General features: G+C 68.7%; 19 protein-coding genes. 12 read left to right on the top strand and 7 right to left on the bottom strand.

Annotation, left to right across the window (positions count from 1 at the left end; genetic code table 11):
- Positions 1 to 19: 19 nt before the first annotated feature.
- Positions 20 to 1645 carry an NAD(P)/FAD-dependent oxidoreductase gene (locus BLS74_RS06740; RefSeq protein ID WP_093103953.1) on the top strand — a complete coding sequence of 542 codons (1626 nt, stop codon included), beginning with the start codon at positions 20 to 22 and terminating at the stop codon, positions 1643 to 1645.
- A 131-nt stretch (positions 1646 to 1776) separates the two neighbouring features.
- Here BLS74_RS06740 and htpX read toward each other — a convergent pair whose 3' ends face one another.
- The 4 genes from htpX to pyrC form a co-directional block, all read right to left on the bottom strand.
- A complete protein-coding gene (htpX, locus tag BLS74_RS06735; RefSeq protein ID WP_093103952.1) occupies positions 1777 to 2649 on the bottom strand; it encodes a protease HtpX in 873 nt (290 codons plus the stop codon).
- Between the two features lie 183 nt (positions 2650 to 2832).
- On the bottom strand, positions 2833 to 3609 hold the full coding sequence (locus BLS74_RS06730; RefSeq protein ID WP_093103950.1) for a DUF3025 domain-containing protein: 777 nt from the start codon (positions 3607 to 3609) through the stop codon (positions 2833 to 2835).
- Positions 3606 to 4349 (bottom strand): NYN domain-containing protein, encoded by a 744-nt coding sequence (locus BLS74_RS06725; RefSeq protein ID WP_093103949.1) that lies wholly within the window; start codon positions 4347 to 4349, stop codon positions 3606 to 3608. The genes BLS74_RS06730 and BLS74_RS06725 overlap by 4 nt, the downstream gene beginning before the upstream one ends.
- Positions 4346 to 5386 (bottom strand): dihydroorotase, encoded by a 1041-nt coding sequence (gene pyrC / locus BLS74_RS06720; RefSeq protein WP_093103947.1) that lies wholly within the window; start codon positions 5384 to 5386, stop codon positions 4346 to 4348. The genes BLS74_RS06725 and pyrC overlap by 4 nt, the downstream gene beginning before the upstream one ends.
- 80 nt (positions 5387 to 5466) lie before the next feature.
- Between pyrC and BLS74_RS06715 the strand changes: the two genes are divergently transcribed.
- The 9 genes from BLS74_RS06715 (at position 5467) to BLS74_RS06675 (ending at position 14558) form a co-directional block, all read left to right on the top strand.
- Positions 5467 to 6483, top strand: coding sequence for a LysR family transcriptional regulator (locus BLS74_RS06715; protein WP_093103946.1), 1017 nt, complete (start codon positions 5467 to 5469; stop codon positions 6481 to 6483).
- Positions 6467 to 7240, top strand: coding sequence for a 2-amino-5-chloromuconate deaminase CnbZ (locus BLS74_RS06710; protein ID WP_093103944.1), 774 nt, complete (start codon positions 6467 to 6469; stop codon positions 7238 to 7240). Before BLS74_RS06715 ends, BLS74_RS06710 begins: the two co-directional genes overlap by 17 nt.
- Positions 7241 to 7313: 73 nt before the next feature.
- The gene (locus BLS74_RS06705) at positions 7314 to 8981 is read left to right on the top strand and encodes an ABC transporter substrate-binding protein (protein ID WP_093103942.1); all 1668 of its coding nucleotides are present in this window, start codon (positions 7314 to 7316) and stop codon (positions 8979 to 8981) included.
- A gap of 99 nt (positions 8982 to 9080) precedes the next feature.
- Complete coding sequence (locus BLS74_RS06700; RefSeq protein ID WP_093103941.1) at positions 9081 to 10034, top strand: ABC transporter permease; 954 nt, start codon at positions 9081 to 9083, stop codon at positions 10032 to 10034.
- 13 nt (positions 10035 to 10047) lie between these two features.
- Positions 10048 to 10947 (top strand): ABC transporter permease, encoded by a 900-nt coding sequence (locus tag BLS74_RS06695; protein ID WP_093103939.1) that lies wholly within the window; start codon positions 10048 to 10050, stop codon positions 10945 to 10947.
- Positions 10948 to 10951: 4 nt separating this feature from the next.
- Positions 10952 to 11989 carry an ABC transporter ATP-binding protein gene (locus tag BLS74_RS06690; RefSeq protein ID WP_093103938.1) on the top strand — a complete coding sequence of 346 codons (1038 nt, stop codon included), beginning with the start codon at positions 10952 to 10954 and terminating at the stop codon, positions 11987 to 11989.
- Positions 11990 to 12036: 47 nt separating this feature from the next.
- Positions 12037 to 13026, top strand: coding sequence for an ABC transporter ATP-binding protein (locus BLS74_RS06685; protein ID WP_093103936.1), 990 nt, complete (start codon positions 12037 to 12039; stop codon positions 13024 to 13026).
- Between the two features lie 20 nt (positions 13027 to 13046).
- Entirely contained in the window at positions 13047 to 14225 is a 1179-nt protein-coding gene (locus BLS74_RS06680) for an amidase (protein ID WP_093103935.1), read from the top strand.
- Between the two features lie 123 nt (positions 14226 to 14348).
- Entirely contained in the window at positions 14349 to 14558 is a 210-nt protein-coding gene (locus BLS74_RS06675; protein ID WP_093103933.1) for a hypothetical protein, read from the top strand.
- Here the strand turns inward: BLS74_RS06675 and BLS74_RS06670 are convergent.
- Positions 14555 to 15379: an isocitrate lyase/PEP mutase family protein gene (locus tag BLS74_RS06670; protein ID WP_093103931.1), complete on the bottom strand. Its 825-nt coding sequence runs from the start codon at positions 15377 to 15379 to the stop codon at positions 14555 to 14557. The genes BLS74_RS06675 and BLS74_RS06670 overlap by 4 nt on opposite strands.
- Here BLS74_RS06670 and BLS74_RS06665 point away from each other — a divergent pair.
- Both BLS74_RS06665 and BLS74_RS06660 read left to right on the top strand, forming a co-directional pair.
- Positions 15332 to 15877: a GFA family protein gene (locus BLS74_RS06665; RefSeq protein ID WP_093104168.1), complete on the top strand. Its 546-nt coding sequence runs from the start codon at positions 15332 to 15334 to the stop codon at positions 15875 to 15877. The two genes, BLS74_RS06670 and BLS74_RS06665, sit on opposite strands and share 48 nt — an antisense overlap.
- An 11-nt stretch (positions 15878 to 15888) precedes the next feature.
- Positions 15889 to 16353 carry an SRPBCC family protein gene (locus tag BLS74_RS06660; RefSeq protein ID WP_093103930.1) on the top strand — a complete coding sequence of 155 codons (465 nt, stop codon included), beginning with the start codon at positions 15889 to 15891 and terminating at the stop codon, positions 16351 to 16353.
- On the opposite strand, the gene BLS74_RS06655 is transcribed toward BLS74_RS06660, so the two are convergent.
- Together BLS74_RS06655 and BLS74_RS06650 are read right to left on the bottom strand one after the other, a co-directional pair.
- The gene (locus tag BLS74_RS06655; RefSeq protein WP_093103928.1) at positions 16340 to 16831 is read right to left on the bottom strand and encodes an ureidoglycolate lyase; all 492 of its coding nucleotides are present in this window, start codon (positions 16829 to 16831) and stop codon (positions 16340 to 16342) included. The genes BLS74_RS06660 and BLS74_RS06655 overlap by 14 nt on opposite strands.
- Positions 16831 to 18036, bottom strand: a complete 1206-nt coding sequence (locus BLS74_RS06650) for a Zn-dependent hydrolase (protein WP_280142619.1) — start codon at positions 18034 to 18036, stop codon at positions 16831 to 16833. The genes BLS74_RS06655 and BLS74_RS06650 overlap by 1 nt, the downstream gene beginning before the upstream one ends.
- Between the last annotated feature and the right edge of the window lie 59 nt (positions 18037 to 18095).

The raw sequence follows: 18095 nt of genomic DNA, 5'->3' as shown, positions 1-18095 counted from the left end.
CGACACGGGCCTCAAAGCCATGCTCCGAATCTCCGAAATCAAGCTGCCGCTCGACCACGGCGATGCGGCACTCCCTGAAGCCATCGCAACGGCCCTCGGCACGCCTGCCGCGGCGATCGCCGGCTTCAAGGTCTTCAAGCGCAGTTTCGATGCGCGCAAGCCGCAACTCCTGCAGGTCTACATCGTCGACGCGACGATCGCGGACCCGGCGCTCGAAGCCGCGCTGCTCGCGAAGTTCGCCGGACATCCGCACATCGGCGCTGCGCCCGACATGGTGTGGCGCGCCCCGGTCCAGGCGCCGGCTGGGTTGCCGCTGCGCCCCGTGGTGGTCGGCTTCGGCCCCTGCGGCATCTTCTGCGCGCTGATGCTTGCGCAGATGGGATTCAAGCCGATCGTGCTCGAGCGCGGCAAGACCGTGCGCCAGCGCACCAAGGACACCTGGGGCCTGTGGCGCAAGAGCGTGCTGAACCCCGAGTCGAACGTGCAGTTCGGCGAGGGCGGCGCCGGCACTTTCTCGGACGGCAAGCTCTACAGCCAGATCAAGGACCCGCGCTTCCTCGGCCGCAAGGTGATGGAGGAGTTCGTCAAGGCCGGCGCACCGCCCGAGATTCTCTACGTCGCGCATCCGCACATCGGCACCTTCAAGCTGGTGAAGGTGGTCGAGAACATGCGCGAGCAGATCACTGCGTTGGGCGGCGAGATCCGCTTCGAGCAGCGCGTGACCGATGTGCTGATCGAGGACGGGCAGCTGCGCGGCCTGACCGTGCTCGACCAGCGCACAGGCGAGAGCAGCGAGCTGCGCGCCGACCACGTGGTGATGGCGCTCGGCCACAGCTCGCGCGACACCTTCGAGATGCTGCATGCGCGCGGCGTGCACATCGAAGCCAAGCCCTTCTCGATCGGCTTTCGCGTCGAGCATCCGCAGGGTCTGATCGACCGCGCGCGCTGGGGCCGGCATGCCGGCCATCCGCTGCTGGGCGCGGCCGACTACAAGCTGGTGCACCACGCGAGCAACGGCCGCTCGGTCTACAGCTTCTGCATGTGCCCGGGCGGCACGGTGGTCGCCGCCACCAGCGAGCCGGGCCGCGTGGTGACCAACGGCATGAGCCAGTATTCGCGCAACGAGCGCAATGCGAACGCGGGCATCGTGGTGGGCATCGATCCGCGCGACTTCCCAGGGGATGCGCTGGCCGGCATCGCGCTGCAGCGCGAACTCGAATCGAATGCCTTCGTGCTCGGCGGCGGCGACTACCGCGCACCCGGCCAGCTGGTCGGCGATTTCGTCGCCGGCAAGCCCTCGACCGCGCTCGGCAGCGTCGAGCCTTCGTACAAGCCGGGCGTGACGTCGACCGACCTGCACGCCGCCCTGCCCAGCTACGCGATCGAGGCGATGCGCGAGGCCTTCCCCGCTTTCGGCCGAAAGATTCAGGGCTTCGATCTGCACGACGCAGTGCTGACCGGCGTCGAGACGCGCACCTCCTCGCCGATCAGGATCACGCGCGGCGACGATTTCCAGAGCCTCAACGTACGCGGCCTCTACCCGGCCGGCGAGGGCGCGAGCTATGCGGGCGGCATTCTTTCGGCCGGCGTCGACGGGATCAAGGTGGCGGAAGCGGTCGCGCGCAGCGTGCTTGCGCGGGCCTGAGCCCCCTCACCACCGTTCGGGCTGAGCTTGTCGAAGCCGGGGCCGGCCCTTCGACAGGCTCAGGGCGAACGGGGGTGTTTGATCGGCTCAAAAAAACCGCCCGAAGGCGGCTTTGATGCAGGCACTGAAGCTCAGGCCGGTGCATTTTGGAGCGCAGCAATGCGCTCCTCGATCGGCGGGTGCGTTGCAAAGAGCTTGCCGATGCTGCCCGTGATGCCCATGGCCTCGACCGCCTTCGGCAGTTCGCCGGGCTGCAGGCCGCCCAGGCGCGCGAGCGCATTCATCATCGGCTGCTTGCGGCCCATCAGCTGGGCCGCGCCGGCGTCGGCGCGGAACTCGCGCTGGCGCGAGAACCAGGCCACCACGATCGCGGCGGCGAAGCCGAGCACGATGTCGAGCACCAGCGTGGTGATCATGTAGCCGATCCCCGGGCCGGTGCTGTCGCTGCCGCGGCGCAGGAAGCCGTCGACCACATAGCCGATCACGCGCGAAAGGAACACGACGAAGGTGTTCATCACGCCCTGGATCAGCGTCATGGTGACCATGTCGCCGTTGGCCACGTGCGCCACTTCGTGGCCGATCACGGCCTCGACTTCTTCGCGCGTCATGTTGGCCAAGAGGCCCGTCGACACCGCGACCAGCGAGGAATTCTTGAACGCGCCGGTGGCGAAGGCATTGGGGTCGCCCTCGAAGATGCCGACCTCGGGCATGCCGATGCCGGCCTTGTCGGCGAACTTGCGCACGGTCTGCACGATCCAGGCCTCGTCGGGCGACTGCGGCTCGTTGATGATGCGCACGCCGGCGCTCCACTTGGCCATCGGCTTGCTGATCAGCAGCGAGATGATCGCGCCGCCGAAGCCCATGACCAGCGCAAAGCCCAACAACGCTGTGAGGTTGAGACCATTGGCCGTGAGGTAGCGGTTGACGCCAAGCAGGCTGGCGACGACGCCGAGCACCGCGACCACCAGGACGTTGGTCAGGACGAACAGAAGGATGCGTTTCAAGTTGATTTCTCCGTGGGTACAGACGATGGCTCGCCGTGGCGAGCAAATGAGGGCCGCCACCCTGGTTTCAAGCGGTGGACGGTCGGGGCAGGCAGTTGTTCTTGGTTGTGGAGCCCCGCGTGGCTCAGGCGTACAGAGTGATGATAGGAGCAAAAGTTCTGCGTCAAGCGCACGCCACCACGCTCACTCCGGGTAAAGCCGGCCCGCCGGCCGCGGTGGCCTGAAGACTTCGGTATCGTCATAGAAACCGGGTGCCTCGTTCGGCGCCCACCAGTCGGGCACGCCGAGCACGGGCAGTGGGGCGAAGGGTTTGCTCGCGAGATGGGCAGCGTCCAGCGCTGCTGCGATCGCCGCATCGTCGATCGCGACCGATCGGCTGGCGCCCGGCGCACAGAGCACATGCGCGGTCATCGGCTTGCGTGGCGAACTCAGCTTTTCGAGCAGCGCATGGCCGAAGACCAGGAGACGCGCCTGCCGCCACAACGCCCGCTCGGCCACGAACAGCCGCTGCCAGTCGCGCGCAAGCAAGGCTTCCCACAAGGCAGGCGGCGCATCGAGCACGGCGCCGTTCTCGTCGAAGAGCGTGAGCGCATCGCGCAGCGGCCCGCGCTCGGCGCCGATGCCGGCGCGCGCGATCTCGCCCGCCTGCAGTTCGTTGAGGCGCCGCTTGGCCTGGGGGAAATGCAGCCACACGAGGCCGTTGAAGAAGTCGTGCAGGTTGTCGCGCGTGGGCACCTGCGCGGTCCGGAAGATGAAGGCTTCGTAGGCCTCATCGGCCGGCGCCGTGTGCACGGGCACGAAGCGCAAGGGGCCGGCCGGCAGCCCGATGGGCACGGGTTGGTTCGACAGCGCCTCTGCCACGCCGAGGCCTTGGGCAAGCGTCGCACCCGCGGCGGCCGCCCGCGGCGCATAGGGCGCCAGCCATGGCCGCGCCGTATCGACGGGCCAGGCGGGGTTCACGACGGCAGCGGGCCGACGTACTGCACCTTGTTGGGCGTCTTCTCCGGCGTCAGCGCGAACAGCTCGGGGTATTTCTTGAACAGCTTGGGCGAGCTCGCGCTCTTGCCCAGCAGCTTGGCGCCGCGCAGCCGCTCGGCCGCGTGGTTGAGCTCGATCTTGCCGCCCGCACCCAGTTCGGGAACGGCGTCGAGGATGCGCAGCACGTCCTCGGGCAGCGCCGGCATGCGCGCCACCGGGGGTGCCGGGGCCTTGGTGCCGCGCGGTGCGCGCGCCGCCCGCTTGGCCGCCGGCTTGGCGACGGCCGGCCGCTCGGATTGATGGTGCTGGAGGTCGATGAAGCTGTCGTAGACCGCGACGGTCTCGTCGCCGGTCTTGCCCTGCTGCCCGATGCCGCAGACGCGGCAGCCTTTTTCGCGCAGCCGGATCACCAGCGGCGCGAAGTCGGAATCGGAGGACACCAGCACCACGATGTCGGGACGCTCGGCCACCGCGAGATCCATGGCATCGACTGCGAGCGCGATGTCGGTGCTGTTCTTACCGGCCGACAGGTTGACCATGGGCCGCACCGAGAGCCGCTTGAAGAGCGCCTGCTGCTTGAACGCGGTCTCGGCATTGCAATACGCGCGCCGCACGTGGATCGCGCCGTGCTCGGCCATCGTGCGCTGCACGGCCTGCTCGATCACGTCGGACGAGACGTTGTCGGCGTCGATCAGCAGCATCACACACGGGGTGGGGATCATGTCAGTCTCCACGCCACGGTTTCGCCGCCGCGCAAGGGTTTCAAGGTTGCATCGCCGTAAGGCACCGTTTCCGGCACGGTCCAGCTTTCGCGCTTCAGGGTCACGGTGTCGGTGTTGCGCGGCAGGCCATAGAAGTCGGCGCCGTGGAAGCTCGCAAAGCCTTCGAGCTTGTCGAGCGCGCCGGCATTGTCGAAGGCTTCGGCGTAGAGCTCGAGCGCGGTCAGCGCGGTGTAGCAGCCGGCGCAGCCCAGTGCATGCTCCTTGAGGTGCGCCGGATGCGGCGCGCTGTCGGTGCCGAGGAAAAAGCGGTCGCTGCCGCTGGTGGCGGCCTCGACCAGCGCCACGCGGTGCGTCTCGCGCTTGAGCACCGGCAGGCAGTAGTAGTGCGGCCGGATGCCGCCGGTGAAGATGGCGTTGCGGTTGTAGAGCAGATGGTGGGCGGTGATGGTGGCGGCGGTGAAGCGGCCGGCATCGCGCACGTAGTGAGCGCCCTCCTTCGTCGTCAGGTGCTCGAACACCACCTTGAGCTCGGGGAAGTCTCGGCGCAGCGGGATCATCACGCGATCGATGAACACGGCCTCGCGGTCGAAGAGGTCGACCGCGGGGTCCGTCACCTCGCCGTGCACCAGCAGCAGCAGGCCGTGCTTCTGCATCGCTTCCAGCGTCTTGTAGGTCTTGCGGATGTCGGTCACGCCGGCATCGCTGTTGGTGGTGGCGCCGGCAGGGTAGAGCTTGAGGGCGCAGACGCTGGCCGCGGCAGCGCGTGCGATTTCCTCGGGCGGCAGCTTGTCGGTGAGATAGAGCGACATGACCGGCTCGAAGCTCAAGCCCTCGGGCACGGCAGCACGGATGCGATCGCGGTAGGCGATGGCCTGGTCGGCGCACGTCACCGGCGGGCGCAGGTTGGGCATGATCAGCGCGCGGCCGAACTGGCGCGCCGAATGCGGCACCACGGCCCCGAGCGCGGCGCCGTCGCGCACGTGCAGATGCCAGTCGTCCGGGCGGGTGATGGTGAGGGTGTCTGCAGGTCTTGTCATGGCGGGATTGTCCCATTGCGCCGCAGGCCCGAGGGCATGCCAATTGCTTGCCCGCGAGGACCCACAGGAAGACCCCCACGATGCTGTCCACTTCGATGCTCTACTTTCGCGAAACGGCGCGCGCCGGATCGTTGCGCCGCGCGGCCGAAATCCTTGGCATCGCACCCAGCGCGGTCAGCCGGCAGATCGCCAACCTCGAGACCGAGCTCAAGATCCTGCTGCTCGACCGGCGCGCCAACCGCACGACCCTGACGCCGGCCGGCGAACTGGTGCTCGCGCATGCCGAATCGGCCCTGCAGGAAAGCACGGCCCTGCGCGCCGCCTTGGAGGAGTTGGTCGGCAAGCCCTCGGGCACGGTGCGCATCGGCAGCATCGAGGGCATGGTCGGGCACTTCCTGTCCTGCAACCTGGCGCGCTACCAGAAGCGCCACCCGGAAGTGAAAGTACAGGTCTCGGTGGTGGGCTCGCGGGCGGTGCTCGAAGCGCTGCAGGAATGCCGCATCGACATGGCGCTGGCCTTCAACCTGGCCGAGCGCCATCCGTTTCGCGAGCATGCGCGGCTGGAACAACCGCTCTGCGCGCTGGTCGCGCCCACGCATCCGCTGGCGCAGCGGCGCTCGGTGTCTTTTCTCGAACTCGCCGGGCAGCGCGTGGCCCTGCCCGACCGCAGCTTCCAGATCCGCCACCTGGTCGACCGCATCGCGGCCAAGCTGGGCGTGGAACTCGAGCTCACGGTCGAGACCAACACGCTCGAGATGGCGCGCGGCGTGGTGCGCAACGGCGACCTGGTCACGCTGATGCCGCGCTATGCCGCACTGCACGAGGTGTCGAACGGCGACCTCTGCGCCGTGCCTCTCAAGGAGCGCGACTTCGCGCAGACCGCGACCAGCCTCGTCACCCTGCCGACGCAGCGCCTCTCGCCGGCCGCGCGCTCGCTGCTGGAACTGCTCGCCATCGCCATGGGCCGCTACGGCGGCAAGGCCGGCGGGCGTTCTGATTTCGGCAACATGCGCATGCCTGAATCGGCCTTCTCTCCGGCGCAGCCCTTGCCTAAAGTGGTTGCCGATCTGGAGGAACCGAATGGCAGCAGCAGCTGAGCTGGTGGACTTCCCCGAAGGGGGCTATCGCTATTTGAAGGGCGTGTTCCAGTACTCGGGCGGCGTGGCTGCGCTGCCCGGCTACGCGATCGAGCGCATGGTGTTTCCCGAGGCGCTGCCGCTGGCCGAGGGCTTCGAGGCGATCGCAGCCCACCTGGCCGCGCTGGGACGCCCGCTCGCGGCCCTGTGCGCCTGCGAGCTGCGTTCGCCCGCGCCGTTCTCCGAAGCGGGTTTCGAGGCTTTCAACCGCCACTACGCGGGCACGCTCGAACGCTGGGGGCTGGCGCGCGGGGAGCGCAATCCGGTGGCGCGCACCAACGTCTGCCCGCTCGTGAGGGTGCCCGCCACGCCGGCCTTCCATGCCTTCTCCTACACCGTCGAGATCAGCGACGCGCCCGGCCCGGCCAGCTTCGTCGTCTCGGGCGGCGGCGAGGCGCGCGACGGCCAGGGCAGCTACCGCGAAGGCATGGTGCGGCTCGGCGACACCAGCCGGGAAGGCCTGCGCGAGAAGCTGCGCTACGTCATGGGCGAGATGGAACGGCGCAGCGCCGCGCTCGGCTTCGGCTGGGCCGACGCCAGCGCCGTGCAGGCCTACACCGTGCACGACATCGGCGCGCTGGCGTTCGACGAGATCGTCCGGCGCGGCGAGCTGGGCTGCGGGCTGACCTGGCAGCTCACGCGCCCGCCGATCGTCGACATGGAAGTCGAGATGGACCTGCGCCGCGTGCGCTGCGAACGGCTGTGGTCGCGCCCGTGAAAGGCCGCACTGGCACGGCTCGTGCATGACTTCTCATCGAATCCATTTTTGTTGTCCTGAACAGGAGTTCTCCGTGAAGCGTGTCGTTCCGTCTCTGCCCCTGAAACCCCTGGCCGCCTGCGCGGCGCTGCTGATGCTGGCGCTGGCGCAACCCGCCGCCTTCGCGCAGGAGAAAACGCTGCGCATCGCGATGACCGCCGCCGACATTCCGCGCACGCTGGGCCAGCCCGACCAGGGCTTCGAGGGCAACCGCTTCACCGGCATCCCGATCTACGACTCGCTCACGCAGTGGGACCTCTCGAAGGCGGATTCGCCCAGCGTGGTGATTCCCGCGCTCGCGACTTCCTGGGCGGTGGACGCGAAGGACAAGACCAAGTGGGTCTTCAAGCTGCGTCCCGGCGTCAAGTTCCATGACGGCTCGGCCTTCAATGCCGACGCGGTGGTCTGGAACGTGGCCAAGGTGCTCGACAAGGAAGCGCCGCAGTTCGACCCCAGCCAGGTCGGCGTGACGGCCTCGCGCATGCCGACGCTCAAGAGCGCCCGCAAGATCGACGACCTGACGATCGAGCTCACGACCAGCGAGCCCGACGCCTTCCTGCCGATCAACCTCACCAACCTGTTCATGGCCTCGCCGGCCCAGTGGGATGCCAAGCTGAAGGCCGTGCCGGCCAGCGTGACGGTGCCGGCCGAGCGCTCGAAGGCCGCATGGACCGCCTTCGCGGCCGACCCCGCGGGCTCGGGTCCCTTCAAGGTCACGCGCTTCGTCGCGCGCGAGCGCCTGGAGCTGGCCGCCAACAAGAGCTACTGGGATGCCAAGCGCGTGCCCAAGATCGACAAGGTCGTGATGCTGCCGATGCCCGAGGCCAATGCACGCACGGCCGCGCTGCTGGGCGGCCAGGTCGACTGGATCGAGGCGCCCGCGCCCGATGCGATGCCGCAGATCACGCAGCGCGGCTTCAAGATCTACTCGAACGCGCAGCCGCACGTCTGGCCCTGGCAGCTCTCCTTCGTCGAAGGCTCGCCCTGGCTCGACAAGCGCGTGCGCCAGGCGGCCAACCTCTGCGTCGACCGCGGCGGCCTGAAGCAGCTGCTGGGCGGCATGATGGCCGAGCCCAAGGGCACGGTGGCGCCGGGCCACCCGTGGTGGGGCAACCCCAAGTTCGACATGAAGTACGACGTGAAGGCCGCGCAGGCGCTCATGACGCAGGCCGGCTTCTCGGCCGCCAAGCCGGTGAAGGTCAAGGTCCAGATCTCGGCCTCGGGCTCGGGCCAGATGCAGCCGCTGCCGATGAACGAGTTCGTGCAGCAGTCGCTGAAGCAATGCTTCTTCGACGTGCAGTTCGACGTGATCGAATGGAACACGCTGTTCACCAACTGGCGCAAGGGCGCCAAGGACGCATCGGCCAACGGCGCCAATGCCACCAACGTGAGCTTCGCGGCGATGGACCCCTTCTTCGCGATGGTGCGCTTCGTGAGCACCAAGGCCTTCCCGCCGGTGTCGAACAACTGGGGCTACTACGGCAGCCCCGAGGTCGACAAGCTGGTGGCCGACGCCCGCACCAGCTTCGACGACAAGGCGCGCGACGCCGCGCTCGCCAAGCTGCATGCGTACATCGTGGACGACGCGCCCTTCGTCTGGATCGCGCATGACGTCGGCCCGCGCGCGCTGTCGGCCAAGGTCAAGAACGTAGTGCAGCCCAAGAGCTGGTTCATCGATATTGCAACCATGAGCATGGACTGAGACCGCCCAACCGTTCGGGCTGAGCCTGTCGAAGCCGGACCCCGCTGGGGCGAGCTCTTCGACAAGCTCAGGGCGAACGGGGTCTGGAGAACCCATTCAATGCTCACCTACCTCCTGCGCCGCGTCTTCTATGCCATCCCGATCATGATCGGCGTGGCCTTCGTGTGCTTTGCGCTCGTGCACCTGGCGCCGGGCGATCCGCTGGTGTCGATCCTGCCGCCCGATGCCTCGGCCGACCTGCAGGCGCAGCTGCGCGAGCTCTACGGCTTCAACCGCTCGCTGCCCGAGCAGTTCGTGCTGTGGGTGTGGCGCGCGATGCACGGCGACCTGGGCGTCTCGATCGCGAGCAACCGCGCGGTGGCCGGCGAGGTGCTGACGGCGGTCGGCAACACGCTGCGCCTGGCGGTGGTCGCGACCGCGATCGGCTTCGTGCTGGGCTGCCTGTTCGGCTTCGTCGCCGGCTACTTCCGCAACTCCTGGCTCGACCGCGCGGCCTCCATGCTGTCGGTGCTGGGCGTGAGCGTGCCGCACTACTGGCTGGGCATGGTGATGGTGATCGTGTTCTCCTCGCAGCTCATGTGGCTGCCCGCCACCGGCGCCGGCCCGGGCGGCTCGAACGACTGGGCCTGGGACTGGGAGCACCTGCAGTTCCTCGTGCTGCCCGCGCTCACGATGTCGGTCATCCCGATGGGCATCATCGCGCGCACCGTGCGCGCGCTGGTGGCCGAGATCCTCGAGCAGGAGTTCATCGTCGGCCTGCGCGCCAAGGGGCTCACGCACTTCGGCGTGTTCCGCCACATGGTGAAGAACGCGGCGCCCACCGCGCTGGCCGTGATGGGCCTGCAGCTGGGCTACCTGCTGGGCGGCTCGATCCTGATCGAGACCGTGTTCTCCTGGCCCGGCACCGGCTTCCTGCTGAACTCCGCGATCTTCCAGCGCGACCTGCCGCTGCTGCAGGGCACGATCCTCGTGCTCGCGCTGTTCTTCGTGCTGCTCAACCTGGTGGTCGACGTGCTGCAGACGCTGCTCGACCCCCGAATAGCTCGCGCCTGAAACGAGGACGACCATGTCGGCTCTGCCAGCTCCCCTCTCTGCTTCGACTGTTTCGTCGCTGCCCATGCAGCGCTCGCGCGGCTACTGGACTTCGGCCATGCTGCGCTTCACGCGCGACCCGGTCGCGATGGGCGCGGCGCTGGTCGTGCTGATCTTGATCGCGCTGGCCGTCTTCGGCCCCTGGCTTGCGCCGGCGGACCCGTACCAATCGTCGATGCTCAAGCGGCTCAAGCCGATCGGCACCGAAGGCCTGCCGCTGGGCAGCGACGAGCTGGGCCGCGACATGCTCTCGCGCCTGATCGTCGGCGCGCGCCTGTCGCTCTTCATCGGCATCACGCCCGTCATCTGCGCCTTCGTCCTCGGCGCGGCGATCGGCATCCTCGCGGGCTATGCGGGCGGCATCGTCAACACCGCGATCATGCGCACCATCGACGTGTTCTATGCCTTCCCCTCGGTGCTGCTGGCGATCGCGCTGTCGGGCGTGCTGGGTGCGGGCGTGGTCAATTCGCTGATCTCGCTGACTATCGTGTTCATCCCGCAGATCGCGCGCGTGGCCGAGAGCGTGACCACGCAGGTGCGCGGGCGCGACTACGTGGAGGCCGCGCGGGCTTCGGGCGCCAACGCCTTCACCATCGTGCGCGTGCACGTGCTGGGCAATGTGCTGGGGCCGATCTTCGTCTACGCGACCAGCCTGATCGCGGTCTCGATGATCCTGGCCTCGGGACTCTCCTTCCTGGGCCTGGGCGTGAAGCCGCCGGAGCCCGAGTGGGGCCTGATGCTCAACACCCTGCGCACCGCGATCTACGTGCAGCCTTGGGTGGCGGCGCTGCCAGGCGTGATGATCTTCGTCACCTCGATCTCGTTCAATCTGCTCTCCGACGGCCTGCGCTCGGCGATGGACAACAAGGGCTGATCCGATGGAAGCAATCAACGACATCGGCGGCCCCGCGCAGCCCCTGCTCGCGATCCGCGGACTGCAGAAGCACTTCCCGCTCAAGAAAGACCCGCTGGGCCGCGGCGGCGGCGTGGTGCGCGCGGTCGACGGCGTGGACTTCGAGGTACTCAAGGGCGAAACGCTCGGCGTGGTCGGCGAATCGGGCTGCGGCAAGTCGACCACCGCGCGGCTCTTGATGCAGCTCATCGCGCCGACGGCCGGCGAGGTGATCTTCGACGGCCGCGCCGTGGGCAGCCGCGACCTGCCGCTGAAGGAATTCCGCCGCCAGGTGCAGATGGTGTTCCAGGACAGCTATGCCTCGCTGAACCCACGCCTCACGATCGAGGACTCGGTCGCCTTCGGCCCGCAGGTGCACGGCGTGGCGCGCAACGAGGCGGTGCATCGCGCGCGCGACCTGCTCGCGCGCGTGGGCCTGGAGCCGCAGCGCTTTGCCGAGCGCTATCCGCACGAGCTCTCCGGCGGCCAGCGCCAGCGCGTCAACATCGCGCGCGCACTGGCCCTGCAGCCGCGCATGGTGATCCTCGACGAGGCCGTGTCCGCGCTCGACAAGTCGGTCGAGGCGCAGGTGATCAACCTGCTCTTGGACCTGAAGGCCGAGTTCGGCCTGACCTACGTCTTCATCAGCCACGACCTGAACGTGGTGCGCTACATGAGCGACCGCGTGATGGTGATGTACCTGGGCCAGGTGGCCGAGATCGGCCCCTCGAACGCGCTCTACGAAGCGCCGGCGCATCCCTACACGCGCGCCCTGCTCTCGTCGATGCCCTCGATGGACCCCGACCACCGCACCGAGGAGGCGGCGCTGGCCGGCGACCCACCCAATCCGATCAACCCGCCCTCGGGCTGCCGCTTCCATCCGCGCTGCGCGCTGGCCGCGCCGGTGTGCAGCCAGCAGGTACCGGCGCGCGTGATCGCCGGCGCCCAGCAGGCCGTGAGCTGCCTGATCCACGAGCCGGGCAGCGGGCATCCGATGGCTCAAGCGCTGGCGCAGGCCGCATGACTTCCATGTCCGACACCTCATCAACACCCTCCTGCGCGCCCGAACCCATGGTGAGCCTGCGCGATCTCAGTGTCACCTTCTCTGGCGGCCGCAAGCCCGTGCATGCGGTGAGCGGCGTGAGCCTCGAGGTGCAGCGCGGCGAAGTGGTCGCGCTGATCGGCGAATCGGGCTCGGGCAAGAGCGTGACCATGCGCACCCTGCTGCGCCTGCATCCCGAGCGCCGCACGCGCATGGGCGGCCAGGTTCGCGTGGCCGGGCGCGACGTGCTGGCGATGACGCAGTCCGAGCTCACGGATTTCCGCGGCAAGGTGGCCTCGATGATCTTCCAGGAGCCGCTCCTGGCGCTGGACCCGGTCTACTCGGTCGGCGCGCAGATCGTCGAATCGATCCGCCGGCACGAGCCGGTGTCCGCCGCCGAGGCGCGCCGGCGCGCGCTGGAACTGTTCGAGCGCGTGCGCATCCCGAGCCCGGAGCGCCGGCTTGCGGCCTATCCGCACGAGATGTCGGGCGGCATGCGGCAGCGCGCGATGATCGCGCTGGCCCTGGCCTGCCGGCCGCAGCTGCTCTTGGCCGACGAGCCCACCACCGCGCTCGACGCCACGGTGCAGATCCAGATCCTGCTGCTCCTGCGCGAACTGCAGCGCGACCTGGGCCTCTCGGTGGTGTTCGTCACGCACGACATCGGCGCCGCCGTCGAGGTGGCCGATCGCATCGCCGTGATGTATGCCGGGCGCATCGTCGAGGAGGGTACGGCGCGCGAGCTGATCCGCTCGCCGCGCCACCCGTACACGATCGCGCTGCTGAAGAGCCGCGCCCACGGCGCGCTGGCGCGCGGCAGCCGGCTCGAAACCATCGGCGGTGCGCCGCCCGACCTGTCGGCGCTGCCGCCGGGCTGCGCCTTTGCCGAACGCTGCGCGCTCGCGAGCGAAGCCTGCCGCGCGGCGCAGCCGCCGGTGGTCGAACTCGCACCGGGCCATCGCGCGCGCTGCATCCATACCGGCGCCGCCGCGGCCATCGCGCCGGTGGTCGTCGCCTGAACCTTACTCAACACGCCACCATGCCATTGCACGACCCCGCCCACGCCTTCGTCCCCTACCCCGACGTGCCCGTCCGCGGCGCGCCGACCGGCCCGCTGGCCGACCTGAGCTTCGGCGTCAAGGACCTGTTCGACGTCGCGGGCTACCCCACGGGCGGCGGCAGCCCCACGGTGCTCGCGATGTCGGGCATCAAGACGCGCACCGCGCCGACCGTGCAGAAGCTGCTCAACGCCGGCGCCCGGTTCGCGGGCAAGACCGTGACCGATGAGCTCGCGTTCTCGATGAACGGCAACAACGCACATTTCGGCGCGCCGATCAACGGCGCGGCCAAGGACCGCATCACGGGCGGATCGTCCTCGGGCTCGGCCTCGGCCGTGTCCTCGGGCCTGTGCGACTTCGCGCTCGGCACCGACACCGGCGGCTCGGTACGCGCGCCGGCCAACCATTGCGGCCTGTACGGCCTGCGCCCCACGCACGGCCGCGTCAGCCTCGAAAGCGCGCTCGACCTTGCGCCCAGCCTCGACACCTGCGGCTGGTTTGCGCGCGACATCGGCACCTTCGCGCGCGTGGCCGACGTGCTGCTCGAGGCCGATGCCAACCCGCTGCCGGCCAGGCTTCGGCTGCTGTGGCCGACGGACCTGTGGGCGATGCTGGAGGCGCCGGTCAAGGACGCGCTCGACGGCGCGGCGCAGCGCGTGCAGTCGCTGCTCGGCAAGGCGTCGCCGGTCGAGGTCGCGCTCGAATCCTGGGACGCGATGTACTGGAACTTCCGCTACGTGCAGGGACGCGAGTCCTGGCTCACCGACGGCCCGCTGATCGAGCGCTACGCGCCGCCGCTCGGCCCCGGCGTCGCCGAGCGCTTCGCCTGGTCGCGCGACGTGACGGACGCGCAGGTCAACGCCGCGCGCGCCTTCCGCATCGCCTTCCGCACTCAACTCGCAGAATTGCTCGGCACCGACGGCGTCCTGCTGATGCCCACCATGCCCGACATCGCCCCGCAGCGCGACGCCGCCGACAGCAGCCTCGAGGATTACCGAAACCGCGCGATCCGCATGCTGTGCGTGGCCGGACTCAGCGGCTTTCCGCAACTCTCGATGCCGCTGGCGCAGCGCGAGGGCGCGCCGCTGGGCATTTCGCTGCTCGGGCCGGCGGGGTCGGATCGTTCCTTGATCGCGTTGGCGGAGCGCATCGCGGGATAGCCGCCCGGCTCAGATACCTTCGGAAAATGTGGCCTTTTGCCGTATTGAGGCCAGATCCCACGCTCGACACCGGGCCGCATTGAGTACCTTCGCGTTAGCATTCGCGCGCCAAAGGGGACTTGCATGAACACTTATCGCACGCTGAATCAGGCCACCGGAGTCGCTCGCACGCTCAGCGCGCGTTCGGCGCGAACCATCGTCGTCTACAGGACCGATGACGAAAAGTTCGTGACGGCGGCCATGAACGATCCCGTCATGGGAACGATCGAGGGCGTGTACCGCGACGGCTACGCCGTACGAACGGTGCTGACGCGGGCGCAGCAGGCGGGCTAGCGCCCACTGAAAAACGCATCGAGCTCGTTGCCCGAGGCGGCGTCCGCGAAGCCGTCGAAACGCCCCTCTTCCGAAAGCGTGCGGGCCGCGCGCATGAATCCACCCCATGCCGCTCGCGCCAGCGCACCGCCGACGCTGACGCGCCGCACGCCGAGTTCGGCAATGTCCTGCAGGGTGAGCTCGCTCGTCGATCCGACGAGCAGGTTGACCGGCTTGGGTGCGACGGCAGCCACCACGGCCGCGATCTGCTCGCGCGTGCGGATGCCCGGCGCGTAGAGGCAGTCGGCGCCCACCTCTGCATAGGCCTTGAGCCTGGCGATCGTGTCGTCGAGGTCCGGCCGGCCTTGAAAGAAGTTCTCCGCGCGTCCCACCAGCAAGGTGTCGCCGCCCGCCTCGTCGATCGCCCCGCGTGCAGCGCGGAGTCTGGCGACCGCGACGTCGATGTCATGCAGAGGATGCGCCGCGTCACCTGTCGAATCCTCGATCGACAGCCCGGCCACGCCGGTCTCGATGGCCATCCGCACGCTTTCGGCAACGCCTTGCGGATCAGGGGCGAAGCCGCTCTCGAAATCCGCGTTCACCGGCAGATCGGTTGCAGCGACGATCTCGCGCAGATGAGCGAGGATGGTCTCCCGCGAGAGGGCGCCATCGGCCTGGCCCCGCGACCAGGCGAAGCCCGAGCTCGTCGTGGCCAGCGCCTTGAAGCCCAGGCCTTGCAGGAAACGGGCGCTGCCCACATCCCAGGGATTCGGCAGCACGAAGCAGCCTTCGGTATGGAGGGCGCGAAAGGCGGCACGTTTTTCGGCGACAGTGCGGGTCATGGGAATCTCGGTTTGGGGATGGGCTGGATTTTGAACGCAACGACGCACAAGGGGGCAATCATGAGCGAAGCGACGGTCTTCGAAGGCGGCTGCCTCTGCGGCGCGATCCGGTATCGCGCCATCTCGGCGCCTATCCGTGGCGTCATCTGCCACTGCGCCATGTGCCGCAAGCACTCCGGCGCGCCGGCATTGGCCTTCGTTCATTTCCGCACGCAGGACTTCAGCTGGCTACATGGCGAGCCCGCCCGCTATCGATCTTCCGCATTCGCGGAACGCGGCTTCTGCCCGGTATGCGGAAGCACCCTCAGCATGCACGAGGAAGTGCTTGCGGACCGTGTTCAGATCACTGTCGGCAGCCTGGACGAACCGCAGCGCGTGCGTATCGACGATCACGTGTGGACGCAGCAGCAGGTCCCATGGTTTCGCATCGACGACGCGTTGCCGCGCTTTCCAACGAACAGTTCCGCCGTAGCCACCAAGGCAAACGGCTCCAATTGAGGACGCTGCACATGAACGAAAAGCCCCCTGCCGATGCCGAATCCACCGTGGACCGCGCGTTCGTCCACTCGCGCTTGATCGACGCGCCGCGCGAGCGGGTCTTCAAGGCCTTCAGCGATCCCGCCCACCTGGCGCGCTGGTGGGGTCCGAACGGATTCACCAGCACGTTTCACGAGTTCGATCTGCGCCCCGGTGGCAATTGGCGCTTCGTCATGCACGGGCCTGACGGTGCGAACTACCCCAACGAAAGCGTCTTCGTCGAAGTCGTTGCGCCGGAGCGAATCGTCTTCGAGCACATGTCTCAGCATCACTTCCAATTGACCATCACATTTGACGCGCGGGGAGCCAAGACACTGGTCGGATGGCACCAAGTGTTCGACACCGAGGCTGAACGGCAGCGCATTGCCAAGGTCGTGGTCGAGGCGAACGAACAGAACCTCGATCGCCTCGCCACCGAGGTACTCAACGTGGAATGAACCCGACGTCTGCCGGCACTGCCAAGGCCACGGTGTCGCAGTCGACCGCGGCGCCCATCCGCTCCACCACCACGAAGTCGCCCGCATCCACCGCCAGCAGCGCGTGATGCCAGGTGCCGGGCGCGAGCGTCACGCCCTGGCGGCCGTCGGTGACGAAGGCGGCGAGCGCCTCGCCGGCGGGCGCAGGGCCCGCGGGCGCGACCACGATCACGAAGCGGCGCTCGCCGAGCGGCACGAAGCTCTGGCTGCCCAGCGCGTGCCGTTCCATCTCGGTCACTGCATGTGGAAAGCGGCGCGCCTGCGCGCGGAACAGCGCGAGCATCGGCCGGCCGCCCTCGGCGCCGAGCTGCAGGTCGTCGACCAGATCGAAGCGTTCGGCATTGCCGCCGTTGATGAGACGCCCCTCGCCCGCGGGGGCCGCGAGCACGGTGCCGTAAGGCGCAAAGGCTTCTGCGGTAAGCGGCTGCGCAAGCAGCATCACTGCGCGATCCCCGCGCGGTCCAGCATCGCGTGCAGCAGCACGTTGGCGCCGGCCGCGAGGTGCTCGGGCTTGGCATCCTCGATCTCGTTGTGCGAGATGCCGTCCTTGCAGGGCACGAAGATCATCGCTGTGGGCGCCGTGCGCGCGACGTACACCGCGTCGTGCCCGGCGCCGCTCACGATGTCGAGATGCGCAAGACCGGCACGCTCGGCACCTTCGCGCACCGCGCGCACCAGCGGCTCCGCGAAGTGGGCCGGCGGGAAGTAGACGGTCTGCTCGACCTCGACCGTGAGCCCGCCCTGTGCCTGCAGGGCCGCGCAGGCCGCACGCAGCTGCGCGTCCATGCGGTCGAGACCCTCGTCGTCCGTGTGCCGCAAATCGACCGTGAAGGTCACGCGGCCGGGAATCACGTTGCGCGAATTTGGATGCACCTGCACATAGCCGACGGTGCCGCGGGCGTTGGGCTGCTCGCCCATCGCAATCTGATGCACGGTCTGCATGAGGCCGGTGGCGCCCTGCAGCGCGTCGCGGCGCAACTGCATCGGCGTGGGGCCGGCATGCGCTTCCTGGCCCGTCACGACCACGTCGTACCAGCGCTGGCCCAGCGCGCCGGTGACCACGCCGAGCGGAATGTCGGCATCTTCCAGCACCGGGCCCTGCTCGATGTGGGCCTCGAAGTAGGCGCCGAAGCGCGGTGCGCCGTCGTCCACGGCGGCCGGCGTGTCGCCCGCGAAGCCGATGGCTTGGAGCGCATCAGCGACCGTGACCCCTTCGCGGTCGGTGGCGGCGAGCGCATGCGCGAGCGTGAAGGCGCCCGCATAGACGCCCGAGCCCATCATCACCGGCACGAAGCGCGAGCCTTCTTCATTGGTCCAGACGCAGACCTCGAGCGGCGCCACGGTGCGGATGCCGGCATCGTTCAGGGTGCGCAGCACTTCCAGGCCCGCAAGCACGCCGTAATTGCCGTCGAACTTGCCGCCGGTCGGCTGCGTATCGATGTGGCTGCCGGTGGCCACGGCCGGCAGGCTCGCGTCCTGCCCTTCGCGGCGCGCGAACAGGTTGCCGATCGCATCGACGCGCACGCTGCAGCCGGCTTCCTTCATCCAGCGCACGAAGAGCTCGCGGCCCTGGCGGTCAAGATCGGTCAACGCGAGGCGGCAGACGCCGCCCTTCTCGGTAGCACCGAGCTTCGCGAGCCGCATCAGCGAATCCCAGAGGCGCTCTGGGTCGATCGAAAGTGGAGCGGCGGCGCGGCCGGCCG

This window comes from Variovorax sp. CF079, assembly GCF_900101545.1.
Lineage (GTDB): Bacteria > Pseudomonadota > Gammaproteobacteria > Burkholderiales > Burkholderiaceae_C > Variovorax.
This window is presented reverse-complemented; position numbering and strand designations above follow the sequence as displayed.

Coding starts and splice junctions, on each gene's coding strand:
- BLS74_RS06655 (WP_093103928.1), bottom strand. CDS start 16,831: ATGCTGCTTGCGCAGCCGCTTACCGCAGAAGCCTTTGCGCCTTACGGC.
- BLS74_RS06665 (WP_093104168.1), top strand. CDS start 15,332: ATGGAGGGCGCGAAAGGCGGCACGTTTTTCGGCGACAGTGCGGGTCAT.
- BLS74_RS06680 (WP_093103935.1), top strand. CDS start 13,047: ATGCCATTGCACGACCCCGCCCACGCCTTCGTCCCCTACCCCGACGTG.
- BLS74_RS06710 (WP_093103944.1), top strand. CDS start 6,467: ATGGCAGCAGCAGCTGAGCTGGTGGACTTCCCCGAAGGGGGCTATCGC.
- BLS74_RS06675 (WP_093103933.1), top strand. CDS start 14,349: ATGAACACTTATCGCACGCTGAATCAGGCCACCGGAGTCGCTCGCACG.
- pyrC (WP_093103947.1), bottom strand. CDS start 5,386: ATGACAAGACCTGCAGACACCCTCACCATCACCCGCCCGGACGACTGG.
- BLS74_RS06685 (WP_093103936.1), top strand. CDS start 12,037: ATGGTGAGCCTGCGCGATCTCAGTGTCACCTTCTCTGGCGGCCGCAAG.
- BLS74_RS06700 (WP_093103941.1), top strand. CDS start 9,081: ATGCTCACCTACCTCCTGCGCCGCGTCTTCTATGCCATCCCGATCATG.
- BLS74_RS06670 (WP_093103931.1), bottom strand. CDS start 15,379: ATGACCCGCACTGTCGCCGAAAAACGTGCCGCCTTTCGCGCCCTCCAT.
- BLS74_RS06650 (WP_280142619.1), bottom strand. CDS start 18,036: ATGCGGCTCGCGAAGCTCGGTGCTACCGAGAAGGGCGGCGTCTGCCGC.
- BLS74_RS06725 (WP_093103949.1), bottom strand. CDS start 4,349: ATGATCCCCACCCCGTGTGTGATGCTGCTGATCGACGCCGACAACGTC.
- BLS74_RS06715 (WP_093103946.1), top strand. CDS start 5,467: ATGCTGTCCACTTCGATGCTCTACTTTCGCGAAACGGCGCGCGCCGGA.
- BLS74_RS06695 (WP_093103939.1), top strand. CDS start 10,048: ATGTCGGCTCTGCCAGCTCCCCTCTCTGCTTCGACTGTTTCGTCGCTG.
- BLS74_RS06660 (WP_093103930.1), top strand. CDS start 15,889: ATGAACGAAAAGCCCCCTGCCGATGCCGAATCCACCGTGGACCGCGCG.
- BLS74_RS06690 (WP_093103938.1), top strand. CDS start 10,952: ATGGAAGCAATCAACGACATCGGCGGCCCCGCGCAGCCCCTGCTCGCG.
- BLS74_RS06740 (WP_093103953.1), top strand. CDS start 20: ATGCTCCGAATCTCCGAAATCAAGCTGCCGCTCGACCACGGCGATGCG.